The organism is Amycolatopsis balhimycina FH 1894 (assembly GCF_000384295.1).
Taxonomy (GTDB): Bacteria; Actinomycetota; Actinomycetes; order Mycobacteriales; family Pseudonocardiaceae; genus Amycolatopsis; species Amycolatopsis balhimycina.
This window is the reverse complement of record NZ_KB913037.1, coordinates 9,923,591-9,938,006: the sequence shown is the minus strand read 5'-3', so window position 1 is coordinate 9,938,006 and position 14,416 is coordinate 9,923,591. Positions and strand designations below refer to the sequence as shown.

Here is a 14,416-nt window from a genome sequence, read left to right as displayed (position 1 = left end):
GCCCGGCAGCAAGGAGGCGTGCGTGGAACCGACGGGATTCCGCCGCGAGGTCGCGGACTGGCTCGCCGCCAACCTGACCGGCGAGTTCGCCCGCCTGCGCGGCCTGGGCGGCCCGGGGCGGGAACACGAGGAGTTCGACCTGCGCCTGGCCTGGGAACGCCACCTCGCCGCCGCGGGCTGGACCTGCGTCGGCTGGCCCCGCGAACACGGCGGCCGGGGACTGTCCCTGGACGACCAAGTTGTGTTCCACGAGGAGTACGCCGCCTCCGGCGCGCCCGCGCGGGTCAACCACATCGGCGAGCAGCTGCTCGGCCCCACGCTGATCGCCTTCGGCACGCCTGAGCAGCAGAAACGGTTCCTGCCGAAGATCGTCGACGTCGAGGAACTGTGGTGCCAGGGCTACTCCGAACCCGGCGCCGGCTCCGACCTCGCCGCCGTCTCCACGTCCGCGGTCCTGCGCGACGGCGAGTGGGTCGTCAACGGCCAGAAAATCTGGACCTCCCTCGCGCACGTCGCCGGCTGGTGCTTCGTGGTGGCCCGCACCGAACCCGGCTCGCAGCGCCACCACGGCCTGTCCTACCTGCTGGTGCCCCTGCGCCAGGACGGCGTCACCATCCGGCCCATCCAGCAGCTCACCGGCACCTCGGAGTTCAACGAAGTCTTCTTCGACGACGCCCGCACCCCCGCCGACCTGGTCGTCGGAGCACCCGGCGAGGGCTGGAAGATCGCGATGGCCACCCTGGGCTTCGAACGCGGCGTCTCCACCCTCGGCCAGCAGATCGGGTTCCGCCGCGAACTCGATGCCATCACCGCCGAAGCGAAACGGCTCGGCACCTACGACGACCCGCTGCTCCGGGCGGACCTCACCCGCGCCCGCATCGGCCTGCGCGTGTTGCGCGCCCACGCGTTACGCACTCTCGGCCGCCCCGCCGGACCAGAGGTCGCCGTCGGGAAGCTGCTGTGGGCCCAGTGGCATCGCGGACTCGGCGAACTCGCCATGCGCGCCCGCGGCGCCCGGTCGATGGTCGCCGACGGCGCCGAACTCGACGAATGGCAGCGGCTGTTCCTGTTCACCCGCGCCGACACCATCTACGGCGGCTCCGACGAAATCGAACGCAACATCATCGCCGAGCGCGTCCTCGGCCTACCCCGGGAGGCCCGCCCGTGATCCCGACCTACCCACCCGGCCATAACCTGCTCGCCGGCAAGGTCGTCGTGGTGACCGCCGCCGCGGGCACCGGAATCGGCTCCGCGGTGGCGAAACGCTGCCTCGAAGAAGGCGCCGATGTGGTCATCAGCGACTGGCACGAACGCCGCCTCACCGAGAAAGCGGCCGAACTGGCCGAGCTGGGCAAAGTCCACGCGCTGCCCTGCGACGTCACAAAGGAAGACCAGGTCCGAGCCCTCGTCGACGGCACGATCGAGCACTTCGGCCACCTCGACGTGATGATCAACAACGCCGGGCTCGGCGGCACCAAGTCCGTTCTCGACATGACCGACGACGAATGGTCACGCGTCCTCGACATCACCCTCACCGGCACATTCCGCTGCACCCGCGCGGCACTCAAGCAGTTCGTCGCCCAAGGCGGCGGCGGGGTGATCGTCAACAACGCCTCGGTGATCGGCTGGCGCGCCCAAGCCGGGCAAGCCCACTACGCCGCCGCGAAGGCCGGAGTCATGGCCCTGACGCGGTGTTCGGCGCTGGACGCGGCCGAGCACGGCGTCCGGATCAACGCCGTCGCCCCCAGCCTGGCGATGCATCCGTTCCTCGCCAAAGTCACCAGCGACGAACTCCTCGAAGACCTCACCAAGAGAGAAGCCTTCGGCCGCGCCGCCGAACCCTGGGAAGTCGCCAACGTCATGGTCTTCCTCGCCAGCGACTACTCCAGCTACCTCACCGGCGAAGTCGTCTCCGTCAGCAGCCAGCACCCCTAGGAGCCCTCGTGCCCGAAGCCTTCCTCCTCGACGCCGTCCGCACGCCCGTGGGACGGCGGGGCGGCGCGCTGTCCGGGTGGCACTCCGCCGACCTGGGCGCGCACGTCATCAAGGCGGTCGTCGAGCGCGCCGGCGTCGACCCGGACCTCGTCGACGACGTCATCTTCGGCTGCACCGACACCCTGGGTCCGCAGTCGGGCAACATCGCGCGCACCGCCTGGCTCGCCGCGGGGTTCCCCGACCACGTGCCCGGGGTGACCATCGACCGGCAGTGCGGCTCCAGCCAGCAAGCCGTCCACTTCGCCGCCCAGGCCGTGCTGTCCGGCACGCAGGACCTGGTGCTGGCCGGGGGCGTGCAGAACATGAGCCGCATCCCGATCAGCGCGGCGATGCTCGCCGGGCGCGAATACGGCTTCGACGACCCGTTCTCCGGGTCGAAAGGCTGGCAGGAGCGCTACGGCAGCGTCGAGGTCTCGCAGTTCCGCAGTGCGGACATGATCGCCGAGCACTGGGACATCAGCCGCGAAGCCATGGAGGAGTACGCGCTGCGCAGTCACCAGCGGGCCCTGTCCGCGATCGACGAAGGCCGGTTCGACGCGGAAATCGTGCCGGTCGAACAGTTCCGGCACGACGAGGGACCGCGCCGGGACACCAGCCTGGAGCGGATGCGGGGGCTCAAGCCGTTGAGCGAGGGCTCACGCCTGACGGCGGCGGTGGCCAGCCAGATCTCCGACGGCGCGAGCGCGGCCTTGCTGGCCTCGGAGGCGTTCGTGGACGAGCACGATCTCATCCCGCGGGCCCGTATCCACCACCTGTCGGTGCGTGCCGCGGACCCGGTGTGGATGCTGACCGGCCCGATCCCGGCGACCGCGCACGCGCTGCGGAACGCCGGCCTCACGATCGAGGACATCGACCTGTTCGAGGTCAACGAGGCGTTCGCCAGCGTCGTGCTCGCCTGGCTGGACGAAACCGGTGCGGACCCCGGCCGGGTCAACGTGAACGGGGGCGGAATCGCCCTCGGCCACCCGATCGGGGCCACCGGCACCAAGCTGCTGGCGACGCTCCTGCACGAACTGGAGCGCCGAGGCGGGCGTTACGGCCTGCAGACGATGTGCGAAGGCGGCGGGACCGCCAACGTCACCATCATCGAACGGCTCTGAACCGAACGGCCCTGATCAGCCGAGGGCACGCAGCTTCGGCAGGACGTCCTCGGAGAACTGGGCCAGGAAGCGTTCCTGGTCGTGGCCGGGACCGTGGAAGACCAGGTGGTTCAGGCCCGCGTCCAGGTACGGCTTGATCTGCGCCACGGCCTCGTCCGGGTCGGAGGCGACGATCCAGCGCTTGGCGACCTGCTCGATCGGCAGCTCGTCGGCCAGCCGCTCCATCTCCTCGGCCGAAGACACGGTGTGCTTCTGCTCCGCCGTCAGCGACAGCGGCGCCCAGAAGCGCGTGTTCTCCAGCGCCTTCTCGTGGTCGCGGTCGTAGGACATCTTGATCTCGATCGTCCGGTCGACGTCTTCGGCGTCACGCTCGGCCGCCGCCGCGCCCTCCTTGACCGCGGGCATCAGCTTCTCGGTGTAGAGGTCCATGCCCTTGCCCGAGGTGCAGATGAAACCCTCGCCCGAGCGTCCCGCGTACTTGGCGACCACCGGGCCGCCCGCCGCGATGTACACCGGCACCGGCTGCTCCGGCCGGTCGTAGATGCTCGCGTTGACCAGCTTGTAGTAGTCGCCCTCGAAGTCGACCTTGTCCTTGGTCCACAGCTCACGCATCAGCTTGATCGACTCACGCAGCCGCGCGAACCGCTCCTTGAACTCCGGCCACTCCCGCCCGGAGACGGCGATCTCGTTCAGCGCCTCCCCCGTGCCGACACCGAGGATCACCCGGCCGTTCGACAGCAGCGACATCGTCGCGAACGCCTGCGCGATCACCGCCGGGTTGTACCGGAACGTCGGCGTCAGCACGCTCGTGCCGATCTGCACCCGGCTGGTCCGCTCGGCCACCGCCGGCATCCAGGCCAGCGCCCACGGCGCGTGCCCGCCCTCGTGCCGCCACGGCAGGAAGTGATCCGACACCCACACCGAGTCGAGACCGGCCTCTTCCGCACGCACGGCGTACTCGACCAGGTCCCGCGGCCCGAACTGCTCCGCCGACGCCTTGTAACCGACCTTCAGCCGCACCCGCTCATCCTCCCGTTTCCGAGCCGAGGCGGCGAAGGATTTCACCTGCCTCGGCCACTGTGCCCGCGACGATCTCGGCCACCGTGGGCAGGTCGTGGATCATGCCCACCACCTGTCCCGACGCTAGCACTCCCGCGTCGGTGCGGCCTTCGACGAGCCCGGCGCGCAACAACATGGGAGTGTTGGCCGCCATGACCAGCTGACTCCACGTCAGGTCTTGGCCGTGTTTCATCGCCAGGCCTTCCCTGACCATCGCAACCGGGGACAGTCCGGTGATATTCCGGAACCGGAGCGCGTTGCGCGCGGCCTGCGCCAGGCCGCGGAGGCGGCCGGTGCGTTCGAGCTTCTCGACCAGGTCGGTGCGCAGGACGCGGTGGGGCAGGCCGTCCACCCGCTTGGTGACGACGGTGCCCGCCAGTCCCTGCTCGAGGTAGAGGCGCTTGACGTCGTCCGGGACCGTGCTCTCCTTGCTGAGCAGGAACCGGGTGCCCATCGCGACGCCTGCGGCACCGTAGGCCAGCGCGGCGGCGAGACCGCGGCCGTCGAAGAACCCACCGGCGGCGACGACCGGGATGTCGACGGCGTCCAGCACCGACGGGAGCAGCAGCGTGGTGGCCACTCCCCCGGTGTGCCCGCCGCCTTCGCCGCCCTGGACGATCACGGCGTCCGCGCCCCAGCCGGCGACCTTTTCCGCGTGCCGCGCGGCACCGACCGACGGGATCACGACGATGCCGTGGTCACGCAGTTTCGCGATCATCTCCTTGCGCGGCGCCAGCGCGAACGACGCCACCTTGACGCCTTCGCGGATCAGCAGGTCGACGCGGTCCCCGGCGTCGACGGCGTCCGCACGCAGGTTGACGCCGAACGGCTTCTCCGTGCGTTTCCTGACCTCGGCGATCGCGGCTTCCAGCTCACCGAACGTCATCGTCGCCGACGCGAGGATGCCGAGGGCGCCCGCTTCGGCGGTCGCCGAAACGAGCCGCGGGCCGGCGACCCAGCCCATCCCGGTCTGCACGACCGGGTGCTCGACGCCGGCGAGCCGGGTCAACGCCGTCTTCACGCCGGGACTTCCTTGTCCCGCAGGCTCTTCGGGTCGAGGACCTCCCGGATGAGCCGCAGCTCGTCCTCGTCCGGCTCACGGCTGGTTCCCACGGCCGACATGTCGACTTCGAAGGTGGTCGCGGCCGTGACCTCGCCGGGCGTGACGCCCGGGTGCAGCGACACCGCCCGCATCGCGTGGTCGGGCGTCGCGAAGTCGAACACGCCCAGGTTGGTGACGACCCGGTGGACGTCGTGGTACTTCTCCGCCGAGGGCCCGGCCTTGGCGGCGTTGTCGTAGCCGACCCCGGACACGACGTCCACGGTGTCCACGAACACGCGGGTGCTGTGCCGGGGGACCCAGTAGCTGGTGCGGTGGTTGATCGTGTTGCCCGGCGCGCCGCGGACGCCCAGGAGCTGCTTGGCCGGACGGCTGTGGTCGCCGATGGCCGAGATGTTCTGGTTGCCGTAGCGGTCGATCTGGTTGGCACCCATCACGACGTGCCGGCGTCCGTGCGGGACGATCGTGTCGAGCATCTTGCGGAACGGCTGCCAGCCCTCGACCACGCCGTCGGTGGTCATCAGGTACGCCTCGCCGTTGGACATCAGCAGGTCCGGCTCGAACGTCAGCCGCGCGAGCTTCGCGCCCAGCTGCGGGATGAGGCCCATCGGGCTGGCCACGATCTCGCCGTCGCCGCGGAACAGCTCGGCCACCGCCACCACGGCGATCTCGGCCCGGGTCGCACTCATGCGCACACCTCGCTGACGCTCGGTGCGCCCTGAGCGGAGAGCGCAGTGTTGAATGATTCGTTCGCAGGCTCACTCATGCCGCCTCCGCCTCGAACTTGTCCACTTCGGACAGATACTGCTCGTCGCCGCCGGACAGGAACCGGTCCACGAACCCCGGCCAGGCGTCCGGATCCTTCGCGCACGCCGCGTAGTGCCGCTGGAACCGCTCGTCCCGGCCATAATCCGGCACGGCCGTCGTGAAATGCGCACCCCGGGGCGCCGCCACGACTCCGTCCACATTGGCCCGGTTGAGCAGCAACGACTGCACCGGCCCACCCGCCGTCAGCTCCGCCGTCTCCACGACCTTCTCCACCGACACGAACCGTTTTGCCGCGGCGAGGCAGAACAGCTCGTCGAAGTACGGGTCCGGGCCGAGGTACTGGGCGTTGCCGCGGGCGTCGGCGCGGTTGAGGTGCACCAACGCGACGTCGAGGTGCTGGGCCGGGACCGCGACCAGCTCCTCGCCGTCGGCATAGGGCGAGCGGACGGTCCGCAGGTCCGGATTGGCGCGCATCACCTCCGAGCCCAGCCCGGCCCGTGTCGGGAGGAACGGAAGGCGTTGCGCCGCCGCGGAAAGCGCTGTGCCGAACATGCCTTCGTCATATTCGGTGACCTTGATGGCGCCGGTTTCGCGGGCGCGGCCGAACCACGGGTCGAACGGAATCGAATCCAGGGTGACGAACCCGAACACGACCCGGGACACCTTGCCCGCCGCGCACAGCAGGCCGACGTCGGGGCCGCCGTAGGAGACGATGGTGAGGTCCTTGACCGGGGTGCGCAGGATCGCCCGGACCAGGGCCATCGGCTTGCGCCGGGACCCCCAGCCGCCGATCCCGACGGTCATGCCGTCCCGGATCTCGGCCGCGACCTCGTCGGCGGTCGTGCGCTTATCGGCCATTCAAGAACTCCTCGCGGGCTTCGTCGGACGCGCCGAGCAGGTTCAGCTCGAAGGTGAACCCCTGCTCGAAGCGGTAGCTGCGGTGCACCGGCTGGATGTCGATGCCGTTCAAGGCCTCTTTCGCGGCCCGGATGACCCGCGGGTCCTTCGCCGCGATGTCCCGCGCGACGGCCATCGCCGCCTCGTCCAGCTCCGCGCGCGGCACCACCTGATACACCGAACCATGCGCGTGCAACTCGGCGGCGGTGATCTTCCGCGCGGTGAAGTACAAGGTGCGCATCAGATGCTGCGGCACCAACCGCGCCAGGTGCGTCGCCGCCCCGAGCGCACCCCGCTCCACCTCCGGGACACCGAAGGTGGCGTCGTCGGAGGCGATGATCACGTCGGCGTTGCCGACCAAACCGATCCCGCCACCGAGGCAGAAGCCGTGCACCGCCGCGACCACCGGCACTTCGCAGTCGTACACCGCGCCGAAAGCCGCGTAACAGCCCTTGTTCGCGCCGACCAAGGCGTCATAACCGGCGCTGCGCTGGATTTCCTTGATGTCCACCCCGGCGTTGAAACCCCGGCCTTCCGCGCGCAGCACCACCACGTGGACTTCCGGGGTGCGCCCGGCCTGCGTGATCGCCTCGGCCAGGTCGAACCAGCCCTGCACCGGCAGCGCGTTCACCGGCGGGAAGTCGACCGTGACGACCTCGACGTGCCCGTCGCGCTTGGTGAGAATGCCCATCAGCTCGCTCCGTAGACGGGTTCGGGCTCGGGCGCACGCTCGAGCAGCTCCTTGATCACCGGACCGAGTTCCGCCGGCGCCCACCGATCGCCCTTGTCTGCTTCCGGACCGTGCCGCCACGCCTGGGCCAGCGACACCTTCCCGCCCTCGACCTCGAACACCCGGCCGGTCACCTCCGCGGACTCTTCGCTGCCCAGCCAGACGACCAGCGGCGAGACGTTCTCCGGCGCCATCGCGTCGAACCCCTCGACCGGCCGGGCCATGGCCTCGGCGAACACGCCTTCGGTCATCCGGGTCCGCGCGGCCGGGGCGATCGCGTTGACCGTGACGCCGTAGCGGGCGAGTTCCGCCGCCGCCACCACGGTCAGCCCGGCGATCCCCGCCTTGGCGGCCGAATAGTTCCCCTGACCCACGCTGCCCAGCAACCCGGCACCCGAACTGGTGTTGATCACCCGCGCGCTCGGCGTCCGGCCCGCTTTGGCCTCGCCCCGCCAGTGCCCGGCCGCGTGCCGCAGGGGCGCGAAGTGGCCCTTCAAGTGCACGCGCACGACCGCGTCCCATTCGTCCTCGGCGAGGTTGACCAGCATCCGGTCCCGCACGAATCCCGCGTTGTTGACCAGCACGTCGAGCCGGCCGAAGTTCTCCAGCGCGGTGTCGATCAGAGTCTTGGCGCCGGCCCAGTCGGCGACGTCGGAGGTGTCCGCCACCGCTTTCCCGCCGAGCGCCTCGATCTCCGCGACGACCTGCGCGGCCGGACCATCGCCGGTCGCCGACCCGTCGAGGGCCACCCCGACGTCGTTGACCACGATCTGCGCGCCCTCCGCGGCGAAGGCCAGCGCGTGCGCCCGCCCGATACCCCGCCCGGCACCGGTCACCACGACCACCCGGCCCTGGCACAACCCGCTCATGACTGCTCCCGATGATTGACGTCCGCCGCCGCCAAGAACGCCGGCACCTCTCCCCCGCCGTGCACCCGCAAAGTCGCTCCCGAAACGTAAGAAGCCAGACCCGAGGCCAGGAACGCGGCACACGCCCCGACTTCTTCGGGCTCGGCCAACCGCCCCAGCGGGACGGTCTTCCCGACCGCCTCGACCGCGGCCTCACTCCCGTAGTGCAGCTGCGACTGCTCGGTCCGCACCATCCCGACGTCCAGGGCGTTGACCCGGACCTTGGGTGCCCACTCGACCGCAAGACTGGCGGTGAGATTGTCCAAGCCGGCCTTCGCCGCACCATAAGCCGCGGTTCCCGGTGAGGGACGCGTCCCGCTGACGCTCGAAATCATCACGATCGACCCGCCGGAGTCCTGACGCTGCATCACCGCGTTGGCGTGCTGCGCGACCAGCAAGGGCGCCAGCAGATTCAGCTGCACGATCTTCTCGTGCAACCGCGGCGATGCCTCTGCCGCCGACACGTACGGCGACCCACCGGCGTTGTTGACCACCACGTCGAGGCGCCCATGCCGCTCGACGATCCCCTCGACCAGAGCGGCCACCTGCGTCTCGTCGCGGACATCACACGCGACGAACTCCGCCTCCGTGGGCACCTCACGCCGCGCGCAGACCACGACCTGGGCACCCTGGGCGAGGAACACGTCGCTGATACCCCGGCCCACCCCGCGGACACCGCCGGTGACCAGCACCACGGCCCCGGACAGGCCCAGATCCGTCTTCACCAGCACACCACCTTCCCCGTCCAAAACTAGAACATGTTCTCGCTTTGGACAAGGTGGGGCCGCAAAGCGGCTACGGCTCGGTGGCGGGGAGCTCGTTCCGGGTGATGCGCAGGCCCGACGCGCGCAGCGCGGCCTGCATGGCGAACCGCGCGTCCGGGTTGTCGAGGCGGTCGCCGAAAGCCTGCTTCAGCTGGCGCACGCGGTAGCGGACCGTCTGCGGGTGCACCGAAAGGTCCACCGCGATCTTCTCGGAGTTGCCGCCGTTCTGCAGCCAGGACAGCAGGGTTTCGCCCAGCCGGCTGCGCGTCCGGTCCGGGAACTGCGCGAGCGGCGCCAGCTCTTGGCGGGCGACCTGCTCGGCCAGCGGCGAGTCGGACAGCAGCCACAGCTCGGTCAGGTGGTCCGTGCACCACGTGACCGGGGTGTCCGGGAGCGCGCCGTCCGCCACCAGCCGCAGGGCGGTTCTCGCCCAGCGCAACGAGTGCGCCGCTGCCCCGAGGTCCGTCGGCGGCCCGACCGCGACGCGCGTGCCGAGCCGGGTGAGGCTCCGCGCGTCCACCGGGGCGGGCAGCAGCAGGTGCGGTTGCGGCAGGTCGAGATCGGCCAGTACTTCGGGGCCCCACGAGGTGCTCACCGTCGCTTCGGCGGCGACCGCCACCACTTCGCGGGGCACGGGCCAGCCGGCCGCCGCCGCGAGCTCGGCGAGCACGGCTTCCGGGACCGTGCCCGGGCCGGTGAGCAGCCGGAGCAGCCGCCGCCGTAGTCCCGCCTTGGTGCCGTCGATCTCCGCGCGCGCTTCCCGGTAGCCCCGGCTCGACATCCGGGCGAGCTCGTCGGCGTAGCCGAACAACATTTCGGCCAGCTGGGCCATGACCGCGGACGAAAGCCGCTGCCGCCTTCCCAGCCGCATGATCCAGCGCCAGCCGACGCGGGTGCCGACCCGGTAGGCCAGTTGGAGGTCGTCGAGGGTCCGGCCCTCCCGCGCCTCGCCGGCCCCGAGCCGGCGGCACGTCTCGTACAGCCGGTCGCGCGAGGCCAGCGGATCCTCCACGAGGTCCACGAAAAGCTCGACAGCGCACTCGACGCCGCGCTTGGTCACCCGACCGTAGTCACCGGGCCGGGCATACACCGGGACCGCCCGCCACACCTCCTGGACGATCCCGTTCACCAGCGCCGGCAGGGCCGGGCGCATGAGCGTGGCCAGGTCTCTTCTCCGGAGTACTTCTTCACCGGCGTCCCGAGGAGCCGGGACGGCTTGCCGAGCACTTTCGCGGGACACCAGGGTTCCTCCATCGGGGGACGGCGACGGAGCGTGCTTTACCCGTCAGTAAAGCAACGGAGACCGTAGAGTACACCGCCATGAGCCGGCAGAGTCTTCCTGATCGATCCAGCGCTCGCCGCAGCCCGGCCGCCCGGCCCACCGACGACGACCTGCTCGACGCCGCACGGGCCGTGTTCGCCGAGAGGGGGTTCGCGCAGGCCACCATGGGGCTGATCGCGGACCGCGCCGATTCCACCAAGCCCACCCTCTACGCGCATTTCGGCGACAAGGCGGCCCTTTTCCGCGCCACCGTGAGCCGGGAGGTCGGGGCCTTGCGGGACTGGGTGATCCGCGCCCACGAATCGGCGGGCGGGCGCCCGCTGGAGGACCGCGTCCGGATCTCGGTGATGGCGATGTTCGGCTACGCCGGCGCCCACCCGGAGAGTTTCCGGCTGCTGTTCGACTCGGCCGTCGACGAGATGTCGAACGAGCGCCGCGCGCTGGCCGACACCATCGCGACGCACGTGGTCGCCCAGGTCCGGGACTACCTGCACACCCACGGCCGTCCGGCCGGGTCCGGTGCGGACCTGCTCGGGGCAATGATGGTGGGCCTGGTGGGGCGCGCGGCGATGCACGTCTCGCACTCCCCCGGCGTCGACCCGATCGCGGCGGGCGAACTGGCCACCGGGTTCGTCATGGCCGCGTTGCGCGGCCTCGACCCCGCACTGCTGGCCCGGCTCGAGGAAACGCAGCCGGCCGGGCAGTCGGCCACCTGAGCGTCCACACCGGACTGTTTGTCACCGCCTGAACAATTCCCGGCACGAATCGGAATCACCTCTTGCCGGGGATCGGCAAGCGCTGCGACGCTGCGATCACGACCAGCGGCGCTCCCGTTTCCGCCTCCGCGGAAAGCGCTTGCCGATGCCCGTTGTCATCACAAAGAGGTGTTGATCAACCATGATTCGCGTCCCCAGGAATCGTTTTCTTTCCGCCGCCGCCACAGTCGGCATCGCCGTCGCCGGGCTCACCGTGGCCGCCGCGCCGGTGGCTTCGGCCGCGCCGTGCACCGACATCGACGTGCCGGTGGCCCGCGGCACCTTCGAACCCGGCACGCTGGGCCTGATCGTCGGCGACCCGGTTTACCAGGCGATCCAGAACCGGCTGCAGCCGCGCTCGCTGAGCGGCTACCGCGTCGACTACCCGGCCGACCTCGGCGAGCCCGCGTCGGTGCAGAAGGGCAACACCGACCTGGTCAACCACCTGCGGTCGCAGGCTGCTTCCTGCCCGCAGCAACGGTTCGTCCTCGTCGGCTACTCCCAGGGCGCCAACGTCGTGGACAACTCGATCGGCATCAGCAGCGACGGCGCCATCGTCGGCGGCCCGATCGTCGCGACCATCCCGGCGGACCTGGCGCCCCGGATCGCCGCCATCCTGTTGTTCGGCAACCCGATCCGCGCGATCGGCCGTCAGGTCACCGGTACCTACCAGAGCCGCACCAAGGACTACTGCGCCTCGGGCGACCCGATCTGCCAGTCCGGCGGCACCGACATCCTGGCCCACCTGAGCTACGGCGGCCAAGCCAACGACGCCGCGGCCTTCGCCGCCGGCAAGGTCTGACGCCAAGTCCGTGAATGGCACATTGAGGGACGTAGAGTCCCTCAATGTGCCATTCACGGCATTCCTCAGCAGTTCGTCGGTGCGGTTTCGCCGTTGAACCGCTTCACGATCCATTGGTGGGCGTCGGAGTTCCCGGCGAGGACGCCGGTGACGTGGTCGGCGACGTAGGTGCTCCACTGCTCGCGGACCCCGGCCGCGCAGTACGTCCGGCGCAGCGTCTCCGCCTGCGGGGTGTTGACGATCTCGTCGGTGCTCGCGTGGTACTGGAAGACCGGCACCCGCGGCGGGTTCGAGCCCAGCTTGTTCTGCGCCAGCCTCGCCTGCCACTGCGGGGTGCCCAGCGGATCGGACGTCGTGAAGTCGCTGATCTTCTTGAACGAGTAGTTCAGCAGCAGTTCCAGCATGCACGCGTTCTTCTTCGCGTCGGCCAGCTGCTGACGGCCCGTGTCGTTGAGGAAGGAATCCAGCTTCAGGTCCGGGTACGCCGCGTCGAGCCCGATCGAGGAGAAGGCCAGGAACCCGAAGCCGACGTAGCCGTCGAGACCCTTGGCGACCTCGGTCAGGTCGGCGGGCACCCCGCCGGCGACGACGCCGACGACGTTCAGCTCAGGCGCATACGCAGGCTGCTTCTCCCCGGCCCACATCGATCCGCCGCCGCCCTGGGAGTACCCCTGGAAGATCACCTTGGCGCTCTTGGCCAGCTTGGCCGACGGGAGGTTCTGCGCCGCCCGCACCGAGTCGATCACGGCCGGCCCCATGGACTGCCCGGTGATGTAGGTGGGCACGGTCGTCGGCGAGTAGCCTTCGTAATCGGTCACCGCGACGGCGTAGCCGCTGGACAGCGAGTCGTTGATGGCGGGCTGGTCGTACAGCGTGCCGCGCTCCATCGCCTTGGACGCCGTGCACTTGAACGCCGGGCCCTGCGTCCCGACGGCGTAGCCGACGATCGGCGCCTTGGCCGGGTCGACGCCCTTCGGCACCAGGACGGTCCCGGTCACCGCGTCCGGACGGCCCTGCGCGTTGGTCGAGAGGTACATGACCTGCCAGGCGTCGGCGTTGGCGGCGTTCAGCAACGGCACCGACGGCCGCCAGCGGAGGACGTCACCGGGTTTCCCGGCGGGCAGCGGGGACGGCGGGGTGTAGAAGGAGTCGTCGAACGGGCCGGGCAGGATCGGTGCCGCCGCCGCGCCCGCGACCGGGCTCGCCGCCACCACCCCCAACGCCGCCAGGGAGACGCCCAGGAGCGCCGACAGCACGCGTCGCCAACGGACAGACTTCACCGCAACCTCCATCGGAGCAGGGACTTCCGCTCAGGCCGGGAGGCCGAGCGCGCCGGACAGGACCGGCCACGAGTTGTGGAGAGCGCGCTGCCAGTACGGCCAGCTGTGGGTGCCCGGCCCGTAGTAGTCGACCGTCGCCGGGACGTTCGCCTGCCGCAGCTTGTCGGTGAAACTCTGCGACGACAGCAGGGCCGACGTTTCCAGGACGTCGCCCTGCGCCCCGGCCGGGTCGAGCGGCCCGGCCTGCCCGCTGCCACAGGAGACGTAGAGCGCCGTGCCGCGCAGGTCCTCGACGTGGTCGGCCGGGTTGTGCGCGGACCACAGCGGCTTCATGGACCAGACGTCGCCCCAGAGGCTCACGATGTTGTAGGACCCGGTGCGGATCAGGATGCCGGCGATCCAGGCCGGGATGCCCAGGTAGAGCGTGTCCGGCACGCCACTGTAGGACGCCGCGGCGCCGAACATCCCCTTGTGCTGGAACGCGTACGCGAGGGCGCCGTAGCCCCCGATCGACAGCCCGGCGATCGCCCGGCGGGTACCGCCGCGGTACCCGCGTTCGACGATCTGGCGGACTTCGGCGGTGTGGAACGTGTCCCAGTCCGGCGTGTTGCTCAGGCCGAAGTTCCACCACTTCGTGTACATCCCGGCCGGCCCGTCGGTCGGCATCACGACGAGGGCGTCCTTGTTCGCGGTGAACGCCTTCACGTCGGTGAACTGGTCCCACGAGCGGTAGTCGACCGGCTCGCAGCAGCCGTGCAGCAGGAACAGCACCGGCCAGGTCCGCGTGGGCTGCGCGGTCCAGCCCGCCGGGACGATGAGCCGCACCATCCCGGTGGTGCCCAGGGCCGGCGAGTCGATCTTCAAGTCGACGGTCCGGGCGTCCAGCCAGGTCTCCTGGACGACCTTCGCGCCGTCGTCGGCCACGGCGGCGGGGCTCGCCTGGGCGGCGGTGAGGCCGCCGCCCAGCAGGACCACGACGGCCAGCATCAGCAGGATGGCTCGCATCGAAGTCTCCT

At 70.4% G+C, this 14,416-nt stretch carries 15 protein-coding genes; 5 read left to right on the top strand and 10 right to left on the bottom strand.

The features are described 5' to 3' along the window. Positions 1 to 22: 22 nt before the first annotated feature. From A3CE_RS0145835 to A3CE_RS0145825, 3 genes are read left to right on the top strand one after another with little or no spacing between them, the layout of a single operon-like run. On the top strand, positions 23 to 1,168 hold the full coding sequence (locus tag A3CE_RS0145835; protein ID WP_020646857.1) for an acyl-CoA dehydrogenase family protein: 1,146 nt from the start codon (positions 23 to 25) through the stop codon (positions 1,166 to 1,168). Next, entirely contained in the window at positions 1,165 to 1,935 is a 771-nt protein-coding gene (locus A3CE_RS0145830; protein ID WP_020646856.1) for an SDR family oxidoreductase, read from the top strand. Before A3CE_RS0145835 ends, A3CE_RS0145830 begins: the two co-directional genes overlap by 4 nt. Before the next feature lie 8 nt (positions 1,936 to 1,943). Next, positions 1,944 to 3,095 carry an acetyl-CoA C-acetyltransferase gene (locus A3CE_RS0145825; RefSeq protein ID WP_020646855.1) on the top strand — a complete coding sequence of 384 codons (1,152 nt, stop codon included), beginning with the start codon at positions 1,944 to 1,946 and terminating at the stop codon, positions 3,093 to 3,095. A 15-nt stretch (positions 3,096 to 3,110) separates the two neighbouring features. Here A3CE_RS0145825 and fgd read toward each other — a convergent pair whose 3' ends face one another. From fgd to A3CE_RS0145785, 8 genes are all read right to left on the bottom strand, one after another. Continuing rightward, positions 3,111 to 4,115, bottom strand: coding sequence for a glucose-6-phosphate dehydrogenase (coenzyme-F420) (gene fgd / locus A3CE_RS0145820; protein ID WP_020646854.1), 1,005 nt, complete (start codon positions 4,113 to 4,115; stop codon positions 3,111 to 3,113). Positions 4,116 to 4,119: 4 nt separating this feature from the next. Further along, entirely contained in the window at positions 4,120 to 5,175 is a 1,056-nt protein-coding gene (locus tag A3CE_RS0145815) for an NAD(P)H-dependent flavin oxidoreductase (protein WP_020646853.1), read from the bottom strand. Beyond that, positions 5,172 to 5,903: a CoA-transferase subunit beta gene (locus tag A3CE_RS0145810; RefSeq protein ID WP_020646852.1), complete on the bottom strand. Its 732-nt coding sequence runs from the start codon at positions 5,901 to 5,903 to the stop codon at positions 5,172 to 5,174. Before A3CE_RS0145810 ends, A3CE_RS0145815 begins: the two co-directional genes overlap by 4 nt. A 73-nt stretch (positions 5,904 to 5,976) precedes the next feature. Then, complete coding sequence (locus tag A3CE_RS0145805) at positions 5,977 to 6,840, bottom strand: CoA transferase subunit A (RefSeq protein WP_020646851.1); 864 nt, start codon at positions 6,838 to 6,840, stop codon at positions 5,977 to 5,979. After that, the gene (locus tag A3CE_RS0145800; RefSeq protein WP_020646850.1) at positions 6,830 to 7,570 is read right to left on the bottom strand and encodes an enoyl-CoA hydratase family protein; all 741 of its coding nucleotides are present in this window, start codon (positions 7,568 to 7,570) and stop codon (positions 6,830 to 6,832) included. The genes A3CE_RS0145805 and A3CE_RS0145800 overlap by 11 nt, the downstream gene beginning before the upstream one ends. Next, a complete protein-coding gene (locus tag A3CE_RS0145795) occupies positions 7,570 to 8,478 on the bottom strand; it encodes an SDR family oxidoreductase (RefSeq protein ID WP_026469506.1) in 909 nt (302 codons plus the stop codon). Before A3CE_RS0145795 ends, A3CE_RS0145800 begins: the two co-directional genes overlap by 1 nt. Beyond that, on the bottom strand, positions 8,475 to 9,242 hold the full coding sequence (locus tag A3CE_RS0145790; RefSeq protein ID WP_026469505.1) for an SDR family oxidoreductase: 768 nt from the start codon (positions 9,240 to 9,242) through the stop codon (positions 8,475 to 8,477). Before A3CE_RS0145790 ends, A3CE_RS0145795 begins: the two co-directional genes overlap by 4 nt. Before the next feature lie 70 nt (positions 9,243 to 9,312). Then, on the bottom strand, positions 9,313 to 10,521 hold the full coding sequence (locus A3CE_RS0145785) for a PucR family transcriptional regulator (protein WP_245589719.1): 1,209 nt from the start codon (positions 10,519 to 10,521) through the stop codon (positions 9,313 to 9,315). 80 nt (positions 10,522 to 10,601) lie between these two features. Here A3CE_RS0145785 and A3CE_RS0145780 point away from each other — a divergent pair, with 80 nt between their 5' ends. Both A3CE_RS0145780 and A3CE_RS0145775 read left to right on the top strand, forming a co-directional pair. Beyond that, positions 10,602 to 11,279 (top strand): TetR/AcrR family transcriptional regulator, encoded by a 678-nt coding sequence (locus A3CE_RS0145780; RefSeq protein WP_020646846.1) that lies wholly within the window; start codon positions 10,602 to 10,604, stop codon positions 11,277 to 11,279. Positions 11,280 to 11,460: 181 nt separating this feature from the next. Beyond that, positions 11,461 to 12,120: a cutinase family protein gene (locus tag A3CE_RS0145775; RefSeq protein ID WP_020646845.1), complete on the top strand. Its 660-nt coding sequence runs from the start codon at positions 11,461 to 11,463 to the stop codon at positions 12,118 to 12,120. Between the two features lie 65 nt (positions 12,121 to 12,185). On the opposite strand, the gene A3CE_RS0145770 is transcribed toward A3CE_RS0145775, so the two are convergent. Both A3CE_RS0145770 and A3CE_RS0145765 read right to left on the bottom strand, forming a co-directional pair. Further along, entirely contained in the window at positions 12,186 to 13,400 is a 1,215-nt protein-coding gene (locus tag A3CE_RS0145770) for a lipase family protein (RefSeq protein WP_125591392.1), read from the bottom strand. Between the two features lie 30 nt (positions 13,401 to 13,430). Then, the gene (locus A3CE_RS0145765; RefSeq protein WP_043793214.1) at positions 13,431 to 14,405 is read right to left on the bottom strand and encodes an alpha/beta hydrolase; all 975 of its coding nucleotides are present in this window, start codon (positions 14,403 to 14,405) and stop codon (positions 13,431 to 13,433) included. Between the last annotated feature and the right edge of the window lie 11 nt (positions 14,406 to 14,416).